This window comes from Massilia sp. Masssp94, from assembly GCF_059491305.1.
In genome coordinates, this window is sequence record NZ_CP168501.1 from 4,461,222 (window position 1) to 4,478,992 (window position 17,771).

The 17,771-nt window shown below is 66.9% G+C and carries 18 protein-coding genes and 1 pseudogene; 14 read left to right on the forward strand and 5 right to left on the reverse strand.

Annotated elements, in window-relative coordinates:
* Positions 1 to 43: 43 nt before the first annotated feature.
* The 4 genes from ACEN9G_RS19785 to ACEN9G_RS19800 are packed head-to-tail and all read left to right on the forward strand — an operon-like array spanning position 44 to position 3,018.
* Positions 44 to 598, forward strand: a complete 555-nt coding sequence (locus tag ACEN9G_RS19785) for a peroxiredoxin (RefSeq protein WP_056136532.1) — start codon at positions 44 to 46, stop codon at positions 596 to 598.
* 59 nt (positions 599 to 657) lie between these two features.
* Positions 658 to 1,833 carry a protein-disulfide reductase DsbD family protein gene (locus ACEN9G_RS19790; protein WP_495605444.1) on the forward strand — a complete coding sequence of 392 codons (1,176 nt, stop codon included), beginning with the start codon at positions 658 to 660 and terminating at the stop codon, positions 1,831 to 1,833.
* Complete coding sequence (locus ACEN9G_RS19795; RefSeq protein ID WP_413341818.1) at positions 1,830 to 2,396, forward strand: sigma-70 family RNA polymerase sigma factor; 567 nt, start codon at positions 1,830 to 1,832, stop codon at positions 2,394 to 2,396. Before ACEN9G_RS19790 ends, ACEN9G_RS19795 begins: the two co-directional genes overlap by 4 nt.
* Positions 2,389 to 3,018 carry an NrsF family protein gene (locus ACEN9G_RS19800; protein WP_413341820.1) on the forward strand — a complete coding sequence of 210 codons (630 nt, stop codon included), beginning with the start codon at positions 2,389 to 2,391 and terminating at the stop codon, positions 3,016 to 3,018. The genes ACEN9G_RS19795 and ACEN9G_RS19800 overlap by 8 nt, the downstream gene beginning before the upstream one ends.
* Before the next feature lie 2 nt (positions 3,019 to 3,020).
* On the opposite strand, the gene ACEN9G_RS19805 is transcribed toward ACEN9G_RS19800, so the two are convergent.
* Positions 3,021 to 4,007: a hypothetical protein gene (locus ACEN9G_RS19805; RefSeq protein WP_413341821.1), complete on the reverse strand. Its 987-nt coding sequence runs from the start codon at positions 4,005 to 4,007 to the stop codon at positions 3,021 to 3,023.
* Between the two features lie 216 nt (positions 4,008 to 4,223).
* Between ACEN9G_RS19805 and ACEN9G_RS19810 the strand changes: the two genes are divergently transcribed.
* Together ACEN9G_RS19810 and ACEN9G_RS19815 are read left to right on the forward strand one after the other, a co-directional pair.
* Positions 4,224 to 4,523 carry a hypothetical protein gene (locus tag ACEN9G_RS19810; protein ID WP_413341823.1) on the forward strand — a complete coding sequence of 100 codons (300 nt, stop codon included), beginning with the start codon at positions 4,224 to 4,226 and terminating at the stop codon, positions 4,521 to 4,523.
* Between the two features lie 249 nt (positions 4,524 to 4,772).
* A complete protein-coding gene (locus ACEN9G_RS19815; RefSeq protein WP_413341825.1) occupies positions 4,773 to 5,405 on the forward strand; it encodes a phasin family protein in 633 nt (210 codons plus the stop codon).
* A 108-nt stretch (positions 5,406 to 5,513) separates the two neighbouring features.
* Here the strand turns inward: ACEN9G_RS19815 and ACEN9G_RS19820 are convergent, their stop codons facing one another.
* Positions 5,514 to 6,203: a YceI family protein gene (locus tag ACEN9G_RS19820; RefSeq protein ID WP_413341826.1), complete on the reverse strand. Its 690-nt coding sequence runs from the start codon at positions 6,201 to 6,203 to the stop codon at positions 5,514 to 5,516.
* The gene (locus ACEN9G_RS19825) at positions 6,200 to 6,394 is read right to left on the reverse strand and encodes a YqaE/Pmp3 family membrane protein (RefSeq protein ID WP_413341828.1); all 195 of its coding nucleotides are present in this window, start codon (positions 6,392 to 6,394) and stop codon (positions 6,200 to 6,202) included. The genes ACEN9G_RS19820 and ACEN9G_RS19825 overlap by 4 nt, the downstream gene beginning before the upstream one ends.
* A gap of 140 nt (positions 6,395 to 6,534) precedes the next feature.
* On the opposite strand from ACEN9G_RS19825, the gene ACEN9G_RS19830 reads away from it, so the two are divergent.
* Entirely contained in the window at positions 6,535 to 7,305 is a 771-nt protein-coding gene (locus tag ACEN9G_RS19830) for an alpha/beta hydrolase family protein (RefSeq protein WP_413341830.1), read from the forward strand.
* The gene (locus ACEN9G_RS19835) at positions 7,302 to 7,943 is read left to right on the forward strand and encodes a CatA-like O-acetyltransferase (protein WP_483126874.1); all 642 of its coding nucleotides are present in this window, start codon (positions 7,302 to 7,304) and stop codon (positions 7,941 to 7,943) included. The genes ACEN9G_RS19830 and ACEN9G_RS19835 overlap by 4 nt, the downstream gene beginning before the upstream one ends.
* Here ACEN9G_RS19835 and ACEN9G_RS19840 read toward each other — a convergent pair.
* Positions 7,940 to 8,725: a UCP032817 domain-containing protein gene (locus ACEN9G_RS19840; protein ID WP_495605445.1), complete on the reverse strand. Its 786-nt coding sequence runs from the start codon at positions 8,723 to 8,725 to the stop codon at positions 7,940 to 7,942. The genes ACEN9G_RS19835 and ACEN9G_RS19840 overlap by 4 nt on opposite strands.
* Before the next feature lie 65 nt (positions 8,726 to 8,790).
* Positions 8,791 to 10,689 (reverse strand): M61 family metallopeptidase, encoded by a 1,899-nt coding sequence (locus tag ACEN9G_RS19845; RefSeq protein WP_483126876.1) that lies wholly within the window; start codon positions 10,687 to 10,689, stop codon positions 8,791 to 8,793.
* A gap of 223 nt (positions 10,690 to 10,912) precedes the next feature.
* On the opposite strand from ACEN9G_RS19845, the gene ACEN9G_RS19850 reads away from it, so the two are divergent.
* The 6 genes and pseudogenes from ACEN9G_RS19850 to ACEN9G_RS19875 all read left to right on the forward strand — a co-directional run bounded on the left by ACEN9G_RS19850 (position 10,913) and on the right by ACEN9G_RS19875 (position 17,755).
* Positions 10,913 to 11,389, forward strand: coding sequence for an Hsp20 family protein (locus ACEN9G_RS19850; protein WP_105378364.1), 477 nt, complete (start codon positions 10,913 to 10,915; stop codon positions 11,387 to 11,389).
* Positions 11,390 to 11,510: 121 nt separating this feature from the next.
* Positions 11,511 to 12,563: pseudogene (locus ACEN9G_RS19855) on the forward strand (inorganic phosphate transporter); the annotation flags it as partial.
* Positions 12,564 to 12,662: 99 nt separating this feature from the next.
* Positions 12,663 to 13,583 (forward strand): polyphosphate kinase 2, encoded by a 921-nt coding sequence (ppk2, locus tag ACEN9G_RS19860; RefSeq protein ID WP_413341513.1) that lies wholly within the window; start codon positions 12,663 to 12,665, stop codon positions 13,581 to 13,583.
* Between the two features lie 57 nt (positions 13,584 to 13,640).
* On the forward strand, positions 13,641 to 15,056 hold the full coding sequence (locus tag ACEN9G_RS19865; protein WP_413341515.1) for a glycoside hydrolase family 30 protein: 1,416 nt from the start codon (positions 13,641 to 13,643) through the stop codon (positions 15,054 to 15,056).
* Between the two features lie 55 nt (positions 15,057 to 15,111).
* Positions 15,112 to 16,140, forward strand: coding sequence for a LacI family DNA-binding transcriptional regulator (locus ACEN9G_RS19870; protein ID WP_413341517.1), 1,029 nt, complete (start codon positions 15,112 to 15,114; stop codon positions 16,138 to 16,140).
* Between the two features lie 85 nt (positions 16,141 to 16,225).
* Entirely contained in the window at positions 16,226 to 17,755 is a 1,530-nt protein-coding gene (locus ACEN9G_RS19875; RefSeq protein ID WP_483126877.1) for a Do family serine endopeptidase, read from the forward strand.
* The last annotated feature ends 16 nt before the right edge of the window (positions 17,756 to 17,771 follow it).

A 17,771-nucleotide genomic window follows, 5' to 3' on the forward strand; every position in this document is an offset into this window, starting at 1 on the left:
GGGCGATCAGAGGATCGCCAACCAACTTTTCAAGGAGTTCACAATGGCACGATTCGGCACCTATCTGGCACAAGCGGCAACCATCCTGGCATTTTCGGCATCCCATGCGCTTGCCGCCTTGCCGGAAGGCGCGAAAGCCCCCGATTTCCGATTACAGGCCGCGCTTGCCGGCAAGCCGATGACGTTCTCGCTGGCGCAAGCATTGCGCCAGGGGCCTGTCGTGCTGTATTTCTTCCCCGCCGCATTCACGCAGGGCTGCACGCTGGAAGCGCATGCGTTCGCCGAAGCGACGGATGATTTCAGGAAGCTGAATGCGACGGTGATCGGCGTTACCGCGGGCAATGCCGACCGCGTCGCCGAGTTTTCGAAACTCGAATGCCGCGACAAGTTCGCGGTGGCGGCCGATCCCGGCGCCAAGGTGGCCGGGGAATACCAGACCCAGTTCAAGACCAAGGGCGGCACCCTGCTGTCCGAGCGCACCTCGTTCGTCATCGCACCCGACGGCAAGATCCTGCTCAGCTACACGGATGCCAACCCCGAACAGCACATCAGGAAAACCATGGATGCCGTCAAGGCATGGCATGACGCGGCCAAATGAGCACGAGCATGCCGGCAACCCTGGCCGCCGCCTTCCTGGGCGGACTGATTCTCAACTTCATGCCCTGCGTCTTTCCGGTCATCTCGCTGAAAGCGTTCGGCCTCATCCGTCATGTCCACGACCGGCGCGCGGCGCGGGTGGAGGGACTCGCGTTCCTGGCAGGCGTCGTGGTCACCATGCTCCTGCTGTGCGCCACGCTGTTGGCGGCACGGGCCAGTGGCGCCGCCGTCGGGTGGGGCTTCCAGTTGCAGTCGCCGGTATTGATTGCCACGCTGGCGCTCGTCATGCTCGCCCTGGCGCTCAACATGATGGGCGTGTTCGAGATCGGACTTGCCGCGCAGCGTCTCGGTAACCTCTCCGGCTCCCGCTCGGGGCCGCTCGGGGCCGCGTTGACCGGTGCGCTGGCGATCGTCGTGGCGACGCCGTGCACCGCGCCGTTCATGGCGGGCGCCGTCGGCGCCGCGCTGCTGCGTCCGCCGGCCGAGGGCGTGGCGATTTTTCTTGCGCTGGCGCTGGGCTTTGCCGCGCCTTTCACCGTCGTGGCGCTCGTACCGGCCTGCGCGCGGCTCTTGCCGAAACCCGGCGCGTGGATGGCGACGCTCAAGCACGTGCTGGCGTTCCCGATGCTGGGCGCGGCGGCATGGCTGGCGTGGGTCCTCGACCGGCAGGGAGGCTCCGCCGCACTGGGCGCGCTGCTCGCGGCGGCCGTGGTACTGGGATTGGCCGCCTGGGTGTACGGCCTGGCACAACGGCGCCAGATTGCCGGATTGCGTTACCGGCCGCTGCTGGGCTTTGCCGTGCTTCTTGTCGCGGGCGTGGGCGTGTCCCTGGCCGGCCTGCCGGCGACGAGCGATGGCGGGGGCGGGCCGGCACGCGCGGAGACGCCGGTCGCGTGGACACCGCACGCCGTCGCTGCGCAGCGCGGACACGGCAAGCCGATCTTCGTCAATTTCACCGCTTCCTGGTGCATCACATGCCAGGTCAACGATCGCGCGGCGTTATCCACCACGGTCGTGAAAGAGGCATTGGCCCGGACGGACACGATCTACATGGTCGCCGACTCCACCACATATAATCCGGAGATCGACCAGGCCATCAACCAGTTCGGCCGGGGAGGACTGCCCGTGTACGTCGTGTATCCGGCCGATGGGGGCGCACCGGTGCTGCTGCCGCAACTGCTCAGTCCGGATATCGTGGTGTCCGCCTTGAAAAAGGCTTCGGCAAACAAGTCTTGAACAACGCAACCGAGAACGATGCTTCGAGAGCGGCATGGCCGCAGCTCATGCTCCGCGCCCAGGACGGCGACCAGGCGGCGTACTGTCGCCTGTTGAAGGCGATCGTACCCGTCATCCGCGCGCTCGTGCGACGAAAAATCCATCAGGACGATGCGTTGGTCGAAGACGTGGTGCAGGACGTCCTGCTGACCGTCCACCGGGTCCGGCACACCTATGATCCCGATCGGCCCTTCTTGCCGTGGCTGTCCGCCATCGTCGCCGCGCGCGCCATCGACGCGCTGCGTGCGCGCGGCCGCAGGGAACATTGGGAGGTGAGCGATGACGAGGCCGTGCTCGGGCATCCGGACGAATCCAGCCCGGATGGGCAGGCGCAGCGGCAAGTGGATCATTTGCTGAGCCGTCTCCCCGCGCGTCAACGGCGGGTGGTTGAACTTGTCCATTTATCCGACATGAGCCTCGCCGACGCCGCGGCGGCCAGCAGCACGACGCTGGCGGCAGTGAAGTCCCTGCTGCACCGCGCTTTCGCCACACTTCGCCGCAACAAGGAAACCGACCATGAATAATCACGATGCCCTGATCGAACGGCTGTGCCGCGACGCGCATCCCGTGAAGCGGACCGCACCGTCCTGGCGCCGGGCGGCAGGATGGATGCTCGTGGCGCTGCCCTGCGGCTTTCTCGCCTCCCGGATCCTGCCGCAGGCACGCCCGGACTGGTCCAGCCCGGGCGCGTTGTGGGCAGGGTTATGGGTCGTGGCGTCGTTCTGTCTCGGGATGCTGGCCATCGGGACAGCCTTTGCCCTCAGCATTGCCGGGCAACGCATCAGGCACTGGCGCGGCCTTGCCGCACTGACCGCCGCCTGGTTACTGATCGGCCTGACCGGTGTGGCGAATTCGATGGACAAGATCGGACATGCCGGAGACGGGATCTATTGTTACGCCTTCCTCATGGTCGTCGGCCTGCCGATGGTCGCGATCATGGTTGCCGCGATCCGGCGTACCCGTTCGCTGCATCCGGTCCGTAGCCTGGCCGTTGCGGGCCTGGGGATCGCGGCGACGTCGCAAATGCTGCTGGGGCTGTGTCACCCGGTGGCAGGGCAATTGTTCGACCTGGCGATGCACCTGGCCGCCACCATCACCCTCGTCGCGTTCACATCGCTCGCGGGGCGGCGCTGGGTCAGGATCTGATCTCATTTGCAGGGCCGCTTGCTCCCGTCCACGATTGCATCCATTTGCGCCTGCGTCAGTACCTGGGGCATCGGCTCCTCGACAGGATTGCCGTCCGCATCGAAGCGCAGCGGTGGGCGCGGCGGCTCGTTGGGGCAGGCCGGCACGGCGCGCGGCAGCGCTGCCGCCAGTGCGAACAACCGGTCGCGCAACGGGACGCGCACGACGTTGGCATCGACCCACAGCTGGTAGCCGCGCCGGCCTTCGAACCAGGACAGCACCGAGACCGCCTTGCCTGACGAGGTTTCCAGGATGACGAGCCTGGCCGGCAGGCCATTGATGCGTTCCGGCTCGTCTTTCGGATCGCGCCAGCTGCGGCTGCCGTCGGCGGACATGTCGTGTTCGAACAGCGTGACCTGGTGCCCGTCCGGCATGCGGAAGCCGCGGTACAGGCGCGAGGGGATGTCGTTGACATATTCGGCCCGGCCGCCCAGGCTCTCGAACTGCGCGAACGGCGTGTGCGTCAGGTCGACCGGCGGGAACGCCAGCTTGCGGGTGGCCCTCGCGAGCGACTGGAACCCGATGTCGTAACGATCGAGATCGATCGCGCACACGCGCTCGACACCATCCTTCTGCGTGCCGGCCGCGTGCCGGGACCGGTCGACGCTGCACTGGTAGTCCCGTACGCCGGTGCGGACGATCGTGCCGCAGGCGATGACCACGGCGATGCCGGCCACGGCCAGCAATCCGCGCTTGACGGGCGAGGGCGCGGGCGCGGGTTTCCACAACCGCCGCCCGCCCCAGCGGCACAGCCAGGCCAGCCCGAGGACCGGCAGCGCCATCGTGGCGGTCACGCGCAGCACGTCGAGCAACGGCGCGTGCAGCCAGGCGACGCAGAACAGGACATAGATGCCGCCCGCCAGCAGGACCAGGGCGTTGACGACGTGTCCGGCCGACCAGAACAGCAGACCGGCGACGCTTTTCGTACCCTCGACAATGGCGAACCGCACGGCAACCTCCCTCAATGGAACACGCAGCATAGCAACTCAACGCTCCCGAAAGCTCACGCATTCCCACCCGGGCAGGGCAATGCGTAACGTGCCGGGTGAAGCGCCATCCTGGTGTATCTTCAGGGTGGCATCTTGCCGTCCCGGCCACCGGCGTCGCGCCTTTCCAGTGAGGACATCATGGACGCATCACCTGTTCTGCCACCCTCTGCAACCGCTTTGGGTATTTCGTTCGACGGCCGCGCCTATCACTATCGGGAATACAGCTACGAGCGCATCGCGGACGCGCTCGCGTATGCACGACAGGACCGGGACAGGCCCGGTTTTCGCGAAGACACGACGCCGCGCCAGTGGAAGCAATGGGCCGGTCCGACGCCGGAAGAACGGCTGCACATGGTGGCGCACGGCATCGTGTACGAACACGGACGCTATTGTTATGGCCCGTATCGCTACGACCTGTTGTCCGCCGCGCTCGCGTATGCGCAGCATGCGCCCGGGCTCGCCAGGCCGGGCGGCTGACGCGTTTTGCGCGGCGCCTTGGCGATTTCAAACTTCTCTTTCCGGCGCCCATTACACGAAAATACATTTGCGGATTTCCGGCGTGCGCGCCAAAAAGAGCGCATAGTAAGCCACTTGCACGCGATCTTCAGCGATCGTCATCCTTCGAGGCAGCCATGCTGCTCCGCCCATCGAACGCCACGCGCCTCGGCGCATCCCTCCGGCGTCCCATCGCATTCCCGTTACTTACTTTTTAAATAAAGGTACTCCATGTATCCATTCCCGCAATCCGTCAATCCCGCCCTCCGCTCGCACATCGACGCCCAAGTCGCTTTCTTCAACGAACTGTCCCAGGTCATGTCGCGTGCCTTCCAGCAGGCCGGCCAACTGAATATGCAGTTGAACCAGACGCTGTTCGAGGAAGCCGCCAATGCCGGCCAACGCCTGTTGACGATCGATCGCCCGGCCGACGCGATGTCGGTCGCGGCAGCGCATGCCCAGCCCGCTACCGACAAGCTGCGCGCTTACCACCACCATCTTTCGCAGCTGGCCGCGTCGACCCAGGTCGACCTGACGCGCGTCGCCGAGCAGCACGTGCAGGAGACGTCACGTACCGCCCGCGTGCTGGCCGACGACGTCACCCGCGCCGCTGCCGAAGAAACGGACAAGAGCCTGCGCCAGCAGGAGGAAACCATCAAGAGCTTCCGCGATCCGTTCGAAGGCAACGGCACACGCGGCAACAACGCCGGCGCACAATACCAGGGCAACCTGCAAAGCGGCGGTGACGAAGCCAGTGCCCGCGTCGAGGCCGAAGGTCCGGCCGGCAAAGTCAGCGCCCAGGGCAATATGCAAGGCAACCAGGCCCGCCAACCCGCGAACAAGACCCCCGGCCAGACACGTTGATACGCTTCCCGGGCCTGTGCGGCGGCGACCATCGGGTCCCGCCGCTGCGGTACCGGCATCGATGCATGGTTGTCCTTTTCGCCGTCTTCCCTTGGAACACGGCGTTTTTTATTTCACAGGCGGGGTCCAGCGCCGGGCGACGATGTTGAAGCTTACCGCGAGCTCGTCCTGCACCGCCAGCAGCCCGGCGCCCACGGCGAATGGCGTGATGCCGAAATCGGTCTGCTTCAGGCGCGCCGTGCCGCTCGCCGTCACCTGCGCCGCATCGACGTGCACCGCGGCCGGCAGTTCCAGCCCGCGCGTCGTGCCGTGCAGCGTGATGGCGACGCGCAGCCGGCCATCCGCCGGCAGCTCGGCATGCAGCGTCACGACCGGATAGCGCTCGGCGTCGAGCACCGGGCCGAGCATGTTCTTGCGCGTGCCTTCGACCGCTTCCGGCGACGGCGACGTGCCGATGCCCGCGTCGCGCAGCAGTTGCGGTTCGTCGATCGTGAGCTGGTCGAGGCGGAACGAGACGTCGGCACGGCCCATGCCGGGCGCGGCATAGCCGGTCAAGGTGTGGCTGGCCACGAGGTGGTCATGCCCGAGCCGCGCCATCAGGCCGCCGCGGCGTACCGTCACGGCCACCAGCGAGGCGTCCGGGTCGATTGCGTAGACGGCAGTGCCGGACGCCGCAGCCGTGCGGTACGTATCCGGGCCTGTTGCCAAGGCAGGCACCAACGGTGCCTGCGGCGCCAGCGGCTGCCCGCAGGCGGTCAGCAGCACCAGCAACGGCAGGAGGCGCCCCGGTACGTTCATGCCCGCTGTCGCAGCGCCCGCTCGATCTTCTGGTCGGTCTTGAACTGGCTGAGCGCATACACGGCCCAGATGGTGGCCGGCAGCCAGCCGATCAGCGTGATCTGCAGGATCAGGCAGATGATGCCGGCGATCGGGCGGCCGACGGTGAAAAAGGTCAGCCAGGGCAGGACCAGGGCGATGATGAGGCGCATGTTGTTCTCCTTCAGGTAAGCCACCAGCATAGCGCCTTCGCGGCCCCGAAAGTTCACGCATTTCCACCCGCGGAACGCGATTTCAAGCAAAGATTGCCGGCTTGTTCCACAATGCGGATTGCAACGAACACGGAACCATCATGCTCACCGAACGTATCGACTTTCCCGGCCCCCACGGCAAGCTCTCCGCCAAGCTGGACGCCCCCACCGGCACGCCGCGCGCCTACGCCATCTTTGCCCACTGCTTCACCTGCAGCAAGGACGTACTGGCCGCCACCTTCATCTCGCGCGGCCTGGCGAGCCTGGGCGTGGCCGTGCTGCGCTTCGACTTCGCCGGCCTCGGGGCCAGCCACGGCGATTTTGCCGACACCAATTTTTCGTCCAACGTCGAAGACCTCGTCGCGGCCGCCGACTATATGCGCGCGAAGTTCGCGGCGCCGCAGCTCCTGATCGGCCACAGCCTGGGCGGCGCGGCCGTGCTGGCGGCGGCCCAGCGCGTGCCGGAAGCGAAGGCCATCGTGACGATCGCGGCGCCCAGCGATCCGCACTACGTCGTGAACACGCTGCTGGGCGAGCACCTCGACACGATCGCGCAACTGGGCGAGGCACGGGTAAAACTGGCCGGGCGCGATTTCAACATCCGCCAGCACTTCGTCGAGGACGCCGGCCGGCACCGGCTGCACGAGAAGATCGCCACCCTCGGCCGCGCGCTGCTCGTGATGCACGCGCCGCAGGACGACACCGTCAGCATGGACAACGCCACCCGCATCTTCGAACTGGCGCAGCATCCGAAGAGTTTCATCTCGCTCGACGGCATGGACCACCTGATCACGCGGCGCGAGGATGCCGCCTACGTGGCCGGCGTCATCTCGGCGTGGAGCGCGCGCTATCTCGACGGGAGCGGCGCATGATCGGGTTCGAACGGCGGCGCGACCGCTTCGACTTCTTCGACCGCATGGAGAGCCCCGCGGTCAACCTGTGCTTCACGCTGGACGTGCCCGATTTCCGGCCGTGGTGCAAGGCGCAGGGCCTCGCACCGTTCCACGTGATGCTGTGCGCGGTGCTGCGCGCGGTGCTGAAGGTGGAGAACTTCCGCTACCGTATCGTGGACGGTAGGGTCATCCGCATCGACCGCCTCGTGCCGTCGTTCACCGTGATGAACCAGCACGGCGACCTGAATTTCGCGCAGTTCGACTGGTCCGACGACGTGCGCGAATTCGTCGCGCGCGGCCAGGCGGCGCGGGAAGAGGCGTCGAGCATGACGGTGCTGAACGTCAAATATCGCACGATGTCGCCGCGCGACGCGAAGGACCAGGTGTTCGTCACCTGCATGCCGTGGCTCGATTTCACCTCGATCCAGCATCCGATGGCGTCCATCGCCGCGCCGGACATTCCGTCGTTCGCGTGGGGCCGTTTCCGCGACGGGCCGGACGGCCTGCAACTGCCGTTCTCCGTGCAGGCGCATCACGGCTTCGTCGACGGCTGGCACATCCATCTGCTGGGGCGCCAGGTGGCCGACGAGCTGGCGGCGATCATCCGCGCATCCTAGTCGCCGCCGCAGCCGCCCCCGCAGCTGCTGCCGCAACCGCTGCCGCCGCCGTCGCATCCACCGTCGCCGCCGCCGCCATCGGCGCAGGCGTCGCCACCGTCCGCGAAGGCAATGCCGCCGCAGGAACTTCCGTCGGCGCCGGCTTCACGCCGGCCCAGGTGGGCGGCCAGCAGGTGCCGGTCGACGACGCCCGCCGCAAACAGCACCGTCAGCGCCAGTTCCGGATGCGGCCGCGCGCGCCACATGCCGCGGCCACGTTCGTTCAGGCGCGCGTGGACGATCTCGCCGGCCCGGCTCCAGTAACCGTGCCCGCCCGGCATGCGCAGTTGCGCGTCCAGGCCGAACAGCGCGGGCAGGCGCATGCTGCGCGGCCGGATGCCGTCGCGTTCTCGGCAGGCCGCGAACGTGTGCAGCAGGGCGTTCCCGACGAGCGCCGCCCGTTCCACGTGCGGCACCGCCGCGCCGAAGTGGCGTACGCAGAAGCGCTCCAGCGATACCGGGTTCCAGCGCAGCCACGCGTGCCACACGGAGTCCGCCGCTTCCGACGGCAGGGCGCAGGGCCGGCCGCTGTGCCGCACCGCGTCGAAGAAGTGCAGCAGGCCTTCCGCCGCGCGGGTATAAAAAAAGGCATCCGTCGGGATGCCTTCGTATTCGCGCGGCGCGCTCGCGCGCCATTGACTTTCCAGTCCCGCCGGCAGGTCCGCCAGTGCGGCCTGCCAGGGCGAGGTGCGCCGCAGCCGTGCGGCGCGCAGTTCACTCAGTTTGTCTATTATCCACTTCATGTTGCCCCCCTGTTTGTTGTTGTCGGCAGGTCCAGCTTACGGGGCAAATATGACAGTTTGATGACTTATTTCAGGGCCGAGAAGATCGTCGTCAAACGGTCCTTCGTACCCTCGATACGCTCCAGGCGCGGGTAGCGCAGGCCGCCGCGGTAGTCGAGCGAAATCGTGCGCAGTACGTTGCCCTTCCTGACGAGCAGGCGAATGGGCTTGCCGTCCTTCGCATCCTTGATCGCGGACGTCAAGCGTTCCGGCTTGTAGACGCGGTCGCCCACGGCCATGACGGTCGTGTTGGCGGCCAGGCCCGCGCGGAAAGCCGGGCCGTCCCACACGACGTTGCGCACGGCCCCGTCCTGCGCGACCGTGAAGCCGAGCGAGTACGTCAGGTCCAGCACCTTGTTGCGGTCGTCCACGCCCTTCAGGTAGTCCGTCGGCGTGTCCGTGTAGACCAGCTTCCAGCCGGCGCGGGCGAGGCCGTCCAGTGGGGCGCCGGGGCCGTGGCCGTCCAGCTTCGCGCGCAGGAAAGGCGCCCAGTCGTACGGCTGGACTTTATTGAGCGTCGCCACGACGTCGTCGAACGTGTAGAACGCGGGCAGGTGGCTGCCGTTGTTCACGCTGTAGAAGGCGCGCGCGAAATCGTCCAGCGAGCGCCTGTCGCCCGAGAGTTCGCGGATGCGCGTGTCGACGTCCAGCCAGATCAGCATGCCCTCGACGTAGTAATCCTCGCTGCGCTGCCAGTTCGGCCAGCCCAGGCCGCGGCGCGCATTGAGGATCGGGTCGTAGACCGTGTCCTGCACGGCGCGCCACGCACGGCCCGCGACGCTGTCGTAGCGCGCGGCGCTCGCGGCCAGCGCGTCGCGCGCGCCGGCGGCCGAGACGAGGCCGGAACGCGCGGCCAGCACGTTGCCCCAGTACTGCGTCTGGCCCTCGTACACCCACAGCAGCTCGTTGTCCATCGGGGTGTTGAAGTTGGGGACGTTCTGGCCGGCCGGGCGGCGGAACTTGCCGTTCCACGAGTGCGTGTATTCATGCGGGAGCAGGTCGCGTCCGGTCTCGCTCTTGGCCCAGTCGGTGAAATAGCCCGGCTTGACGCCGTTCTCGCTGGACTGGTGGTGCTCGCGGCCGATGCCGCCGAATTCGTCGGACAGCGCGAACAGGAAATCGTAGTGGTCGTAGTGATACGAACCATACAGTTTATACGCTTGTTGCACGAGCGCGCGGTGCGCCGCGATCTGCTCGGGCTTCGCTTCCAGGCTTTCCGGATTGTCGGCGAACACGTTCAGGCGGACGGGCACCTTGCCGCCCGGGTCGAGGTCGAAGCGCTTGCTGTAGCGGCCCGCGAACAGCGGCGAATCCATCAGCGTCTCCAGGTCGCTTGCCTTGAAGTGGACGTCGTCGCCGGCGCGGTTGTCCGTCTCCAGCGCGGTGGCGTACTGCCAGCCCGCGGGCAGCTTCAGGTTCGCCTGCACGTTGATGCCGCGCGCGACGTAGCCGGCCGGGTACAGGGTCGTCGAGATCCATTGCACGCCAAGGATATCGTCCGTCATCGTGATGCGGCCCTGGCCCGGTTCCAGCGGCGACAGGTACTGGTATTCCGCCTCCAGGCTCGTCGCGCCCTCGGGGACGTCCAGGTGGAACGCGTACACGTGCACCGGGTCGCGCTTCCATTCGACGGGCTTGCCGTTCGCCGTGAACTTCAGGCCCGCCAGCTGCGTGATCGGGCCGTTCGGGCCGTGGTTCGCGGGCAGCCACTGCGGATACAGCAGGGTGAGCGGGCCGGGCTTCACGGGGATCGTCATGTGCATGCGGAAGACCTGCTGCGACAGATCGGTCGCATCGACGTTCAACACAATGGTGCCGGGGTAGGGCTGGTCGACGGGCGCGGGCACGTCGGCATGTGCCGGAAAGGCCAGCGCCAGCGCGAGTGCGGCGGCTGAAACGGACGAAGCGAACTTGGAAGCGGTCATTGGCTGGAACCCTGGCGAAAGAACATAAACGGCCGAGTGTAGCACTGTGCAATGGGCCCAGATTCCGTCCGGCAGCGATCCAAATAAAATTTTAAAACAGGCCTTAAAAAAGATATTTTGTACGACTTGAAAAGGGGTGAGGTAGCCATTAGATTGGTTCCAACGGATGCTCACGATGAGGTCCGTCAACTTATCGCTTGTACTTTTTAGAGGATATCGAATCATGCGTACTTTTGACCTGTCCCCCCTGTATCGTTCCGCAATCGGCTTCGACCGCCTGGTGAACCTGCTCGAGCAACGCGCCGAAAGCGCGCCGAGCTACCCGCCGTACAACATCGAACTGGTGTCGGAAGACAAATACCGCATCGTGATGGCGCTCGCCGGTTTCACCCGCAACGAAATCGAGATCACCTCCGAACGCGACACCCTGCTCGTGACCGGCCGCAAACAGAAGGATGACGTGCAGCGCACCTTCCTGCACCGCGGTATCGCCCAGCGCGATTTCGAACAGCGCTTCCAGCTGGCCAACCACGTGAAGGTCGTCAGCGCCGGCTTCGACAACGGCATCCTGACCATCGAACTGGTGCGCGAAGTGCCCGAGGCATTCAAGCCGCGCAAGATCGCGATCGCTGATGCCAACGGCAACACCGACAACGTGCAAGTGCTGGAACAACCGGGCCAGCAACAACACGCCGCGTAATCGCGTCGTCCTCTCGAACAAAAGGCGCTTCGGCGCCTTTTGTCGTTCGCGCGGGCGGTAACGACGTTGTCACATCGCCTCCTTATAGTCGGGTACGACCCGTCAACGAGGAGCGATCGTCATGACCACGCACGCATCCACCCTGGGCGCGCCCGCCGGGCGTCCCACCGCAACCCGGACGTCCCCCGCCGGTATCGCACTGTTCGTGGCGTTGCTGGCCGCGGGCCTCGCCTTCAGCATCTACAGCCTCCATGCCGACGTGACGAGCGCCGGTCCCGTCGCCACCACGTGGCTCCCGTACTTCCTGCTCGGCGTTGCACTCCTGATCGCGCTCGGCTTCGAGTTCGTCAACGGCTTCCACGACACCGCGAACGCCGTCGCCACCGTCATCTACACGAATTCGATGCCGGCCGGCGTGGCCGTCGTGTGGTCGGGCTGCTTCAACTTCCTCGGCGTGCTGCTGTCCAGCGGCGCCGTCGCCTTCGGCATCATCTCGCTGCTGCCGGTGGAACTGATCCTGCAGGTCGGCAGCAAGTCCGGCTTCGCGATGGTGTTCGCGCTGCTGATCGCGGCCATCGTGTGGAACCTCGGCACGTGGTGGCTCGGCCTGCCGGCGTCGTCGTCGCACACGATGATCGGCTCGATCCTCGGCGTCGGCGTCGCCAACGCGCTGATGCACGGACGCGACGGCACCAGCGGCGTGGACTGGGCGCAGGCCGCCAAGGTCGGCTGGTCGCTGCTGCTGTCGCCCCTCGTCGGCTTCTTCTGCGCCGCGCTGCTCCTGCTGCTGCTGCGCCGGCTCGTGCGCGACCGCGCGCTGTACGAGGCGCCGAAAGGCGACACCCCGCCGCCGTGGTATATCCGCCTGCTGTTGATCCTCACTTGTACGGGCGTGTCGTTCGCGCACGGCTCCAACGACGGGCAGAAGGGCATGGGCCTGATCATGCTGATCCTCGTCGGCACCGTGCCGATGGCATATGCGCTCAACCGCGCCATGCCGGTGGAGCAGGTGACGCAGTTCGTCGCGGTCAGCCAGGTCACGCAACAGGCACTCATGCGCCAGGCCGAACCCGCGCCGCTGCCGCCGGTGGACCTGGCGCGCACGACACTGACGACCTACATCCGCACGCACAGGCTCACGCCCGCCGTCGTGCCGGCCCTTGCCACGCTGTCCGGCGACATCGACTGGCCTGGGTGCTGACCCTGCCGGCCGCGATCCTGCTGTCCGGCGGCCTGTACTGGCTATTCTCCCACCTGTTCTGACGAGGGCATCATGCGACAAACCGACCATCCCGACCTGGTGCAGCGCGTGCGCCGCGACATCGCCGACAGCTACGACGAGGAGCTCGAGCTGGAACTGGACGACCGCGACCTCGCCCCGGAAACGCTGCTGCCGGCGCGCGCGCAGAGCGACGAGGAACGCGAAGCGCGCATGCACTACTTCCGCGAGCTGTTCCGCCTGCAAGCCGAACTGGTCAAGCTGCAGGACTGGGTCGTGCACACGGGGCACAAGGTCGTGATCCTGTTCGAAGGCCGCGACGCGGCCGGGAAGGGCGGCGCCATCAAGCGCATCATCCAGCGACTGAATCCGCGCGTGTGCCGCGTGGCCGCGCTGCCCGCGCCCAACGACCGCGAACGCACGCAATGGTACTTCCAGCGCTACGTGTCGCACCTGCCGGCGGCCGGCGAGATCGTCCTGTTCGACCGCAGCTGGTACAACCGCGCCGGCGTCGAGCGGGTGATGGGATTCTGCACCGACGCCGAATACGAGGAGTTCTTCCAGACCGTGCCGGAATTCGAGCGCATGCTGGCCCGCTCGGGCATCCAGTTGATCAAGTACTGGTTCTCGATCTCGGACGAGGAACAGAACGCGCGCTTCCTCAGCCGCATCCACGATCCGCTCAAGCAGTGGAAGCTGAGCCCCATGGACCTGGAGTCGCGCCGCCGCTGGGAAGAGTACACGAAGGCCAAGGAGATCATGCTGGAGCGCACGCACATCCCGGAAGCGAAATGGTGGGTCGTGCAGGGCATCGACAAGAAGCGGGCGCGCCTGAACTGCATCCATCACCTGCTGCAACAGATTCCGTACGTGGAAGTCGACCGGCCGTCGATCCGGATGCCCGAGCGCGAATACCACGACGATTACGTGCGGCGGCCGGTGCCGCAGGAGATCATCGTCCCCGAGCTGTACTGATCTGTTATAGTTGGCGCCGCCAAGATTGGCAACGTTTCCAATCCCAGGAGGTGCCGCATGCAGCAACCGCTCGTTCTACGCCGTATCCTGTCCGTCGTTCTCATCGCGCTGGCGCCCGCCGCCGGCGCCGCCCCGGTCCAGGCCTGGATCACCACCGGCGACCAGTCGCAACTGCTCGCACGCGCCGCCGATGCGCACCTTGAGACGTCCGCCGATGCCGCGGCGATCACCGTCGACCCGTCCACGCGCTACCAGGAGATCGCCGGCTTCGGCGCCGCGATCACGGATGCTTCCGCGGACCTGATCCAGCACCTGGACCCGGCCCGCCGCGACGCGCTGCTGCGCCAGCTGTTCGGCCGCGAAGGCGAGGGTATCGGCCTGTCGTTCACGCGCCTGACGATCGGCGCCTCCGATTTCTCGCGCACCCACTACAGCTTCGACGACATGCCGCCGGGACAGTCCGACCCGCAGCTGAAGCATTTCTCGATCGATCCGCAGAAAAGCACCGTGCTGCCGACGGTGAAGGCCGCGCTGGCCATCAATCCGCGCCTGAAGGTGATGGCGTCGCCGTGGAGCGCGCCGGGCTGGATGAAGACGAGCGACAGCCTCGTGAAAGGCACCTTGAAACCGGCGGCGTTCGACGCGTTCGCGCGCTACCTGGGCCGCTACGTCGCCGCGATGCGCGAACAGGGCGTGACGATCTCCGCGCTCACCCTGCAGAACGAACCGCACTTCGAGCCGGACAACTATCCCGGCATGCGCGTCGACCCGCACAAGCGCGCGGCGTTCATCCGCGACCATCTCGGACCGCTGCTGGCGCGTTCGCACCCCGGCACCGCCATCTTCGACTGGGACCACAACTGGGACGAGCCGGAGTCCCCCGCAATCGTGCTGTCCGATCCACGCGCGGCGCAGTACGTGAGCGGCATCGCGTGGCATTGCTATGGCGGCGACGTGCGCGCGCAGGGCCGGCTGCACGACCTGTTCCCGGCCAAGGACACGTGGTTCACGGAGTGTTCGGGCGGGCGCTGGGCGCCGGACTGGTCGAAGAACCTGCAGTATTTCGCGAAGACGCTCGTCATCGACACCACGCGCAACTGGGCGCGCGGCGTCCTGTTCTGGAACCTTGCGCTCGATGCCGACGACGGCCCGCACCTGGGCGGCTGCAAGGACTGCCGCGGCGTCGTGACCATCGACGCGGCCACGGGCGCCGTCACGCGCAACGTCGAGTACTACGCGCTGGCCCACGCCAGCCGCTTCGTGCTGCCGGGCGCGCACCGCATTGCGACGACCGGGGAGAACAACGTCGCCTTCGTGAATCCGGACGGTTCGTACGCGCTGCTCGTGGCGAACGGCGATGCGCAGCCGCGCGCGTTCACGGTGCGCGTGGGGGCGGAGGCGTTCCGCTACACGCTGCCGGCGGCCAGCGTGGCGACGTTCACGTGGCGTCAGGCTCACGGCAAACGTGGATAAATGCCCCGGCTTGCAGTATGCTTGGGCCCAAAAACCAGACCAACCGGGGAGACAAGTGTCAACCATCAAGGACGTGGCCCGCATGGCCGGAGTCGGCCTGGGCACCGCATCGCGCGTCGTGCGCGGCAAGGGATCGGTGTCGCAGGCCAAGATGGAACGCGTGCAGAAGGCCATCGCCGCACTCGGCTACCGGCCGTCGCACGCGGCGCGTTCACTCCTCTACGGCACGTCGCGCATGATCGGCGTGTACATTCCCCTGTTGTCCGGCACCTTCTACACGTCGATCCTGCAGATCATCGACACGGAACTGCGCGGCGCCGGCATGCACATGATGGTGGCGTTCGGCGTCAGCCGCGAGGACGAGCGGCGCCAGGCCATCGACGGCGTCAACTTCCTCATCGAGCGCGGGTGCGACGGCGTCGTCCTCTTCACGTCACCGCTCACCGAGGAGGACCTTGCCGCGCTGGGTCCCAAGCGCGAGCGCGTGGTCGCCCTCAACGACAGCTTCGACGGCATGCCCGGACAGTGCTTTACGGTCGATCACAAGCTCGGCGGCCGGCTCGCGGCGCGGGCGCTGCTCGATCATGCGCACCGCGACATCGCCGTCATCGCCGGGCCAAGCACTGCCGCCGACAACGTCGACCGCATCGCCGGCTTCATGGACGAACTGGCCGGGGCGGGCATCGCCACGGACGACATCTGGATCTCGGAACGCGACTTTTCCTCGGCCGAGGGACGCGCCGCCGCGATGGAACTGGCCGCGTCCGGGCGGCCGTTCACCGCGCTGTTCTGCGCCAACGACGAGATGGCGCTCGGCGCGCTGTCGTACTTCCACGAAGCGGGCATCCGCGTGCCGCACGACGTGTCCGTGATCGGCTACGACGACGCGCCCGCCGCCGCGTATTCGGCGCCGCGCCTGACGTCCGTGCACATCCCCTGGCGCGAGATGACCAGGAACGGCATCGCCGAGCTGCTCAACCTGTGCTACGGCTTCAACCGGCCCGTCACGCGCACCTTCCCCGTCAGCGTCAGCCTGCGCGCCTCCGTCGCGAACGTGGCCAAGCGCCGCCGTTCCCAACCTTAAGGGACGTCTAAGACTGCTGCGCCAATATACTCCCTACGAAAAGAGCAGTTTTCAGAACCACTTTTTCCAATCTGGGAGCACGTCGATGTCTAACCACGGTAACGTTACTGCCATCACCGCAAAACGTCTCACGCTGGCCCTGTGCGCGGCCGGTGTCATTGGCGGCGCGGTTGGCGCGATCGCAGTCGAACACAATAACGCTTTGGCCGCCGCCGCAGCGGCCGCCACTGGCGCACCCAACCCCGCCGCCACCCCGGCTCCCGTGGCGGCCACGCCGGCACCCGTGGCCGGCAATCCTGCCAGCGTGGCCCTGCCGGACTTTACCAAGATCGTGTCGCACAACGGCCCGGCCGTCGTGAACATCCGCGTCGTCGGTACGACCAAGGTGTCGCAGCGCCAGATGCCGCAGTTCGACGAGGACGATCCGTTCTTCGAATTCTTCCGCCGCTTCCAGCCGCAGCAACCGCGCGGCGGCAACGGGCGCGGGGAGCTTGTCTACGGCGCCGGATCGGGCTTCATCGTCAGCCCGGACGGCGTCATCCTGACGAACGCGCACGTGGTGCGCGATGCCGACGAAGTCACGGTCAAGATGCAGGACCGCCGCGAATACCGCGCGAAAGTCCTCGGCTCCGATCCGCGCACCGACGTCGCCGTGCTGAAGATCGATGCGAAAAACCTGCCCGTCGTCCCGCTCGGGAACACGCGCAACCTGCAGGTCGGCGAATGGGTGCTGGCGATCGGTTCGCCGTTCGGCCTGGAGTCGACCGTGACGGCCGGCGTCGTGAGCGCGAAAGGCCGCACCATCGACAACAACGGCGTGCAGTTCATCCAGACCGACGTCGCGGTCAACCCGGGTAACTCGGGCGGCCCGCTGTTCAACACGCGCGGCGAGGTCGTCGGCATCAACTCGCAGATCTTCAGCCAGACGGGCGGCTACCAGGGCCTGTCGTTCGCGATCCCGATCGACGTCGCCGTGCGCATCAAGGACCAGATCGTCGCGACCGGCAAGGTGCAGCACGCGAAGCTGGGCGTCAGCCTGCAGGACGTCGGCCAGAGCTTCGCCGATGCGTTCAAGCTGCAGTCGCCGGACGGCGCGCTCGTGGCGAACGTGGAGCGCGGCAGTTCGGCCGACAAGGCCGGCCTCAAGGCGGGCGACGTGATCCGCAAGGTCAACGGCCAGGCCCTGATCTCGGGCGGCGACCTGTCGGCCATCGTGGCGATCGCCAAGCCGGGCGACCGGCTGACGATGGACGTCTGGCGCGAAGGCAAGGAGATGCAGGTGACCGCGACGCTGGCCAGCGCCAAGGCGGATCCGGCCAGCCGCGACAACCTGGCCGGCATCGACGGCGGCGCCAAGCTGGGCCTGGCCCTGCGTCCGCTGGATCCGGCCGAGCGCAGCCAGGTCGGCGTCGCGGCGGGTCTCGTGGTCGAGGATGCGGGCGGCGCGGCGGCCGTGGCCGGCGTGCAGCCGGGCGACGTCGTGCTGGCCGTGAACGGCAAGCCGGTGGCGTCGGTGGCCCAGGTGCGCGACGTGGTGAAGAAGTCCGCCAAGTCGGTGGCCTTGCTGGTTCAGCGCGGGGATGAGAAGATCTTCATCCCGGTGCCGATCAGCTGATGGATCGTGAAGTCTG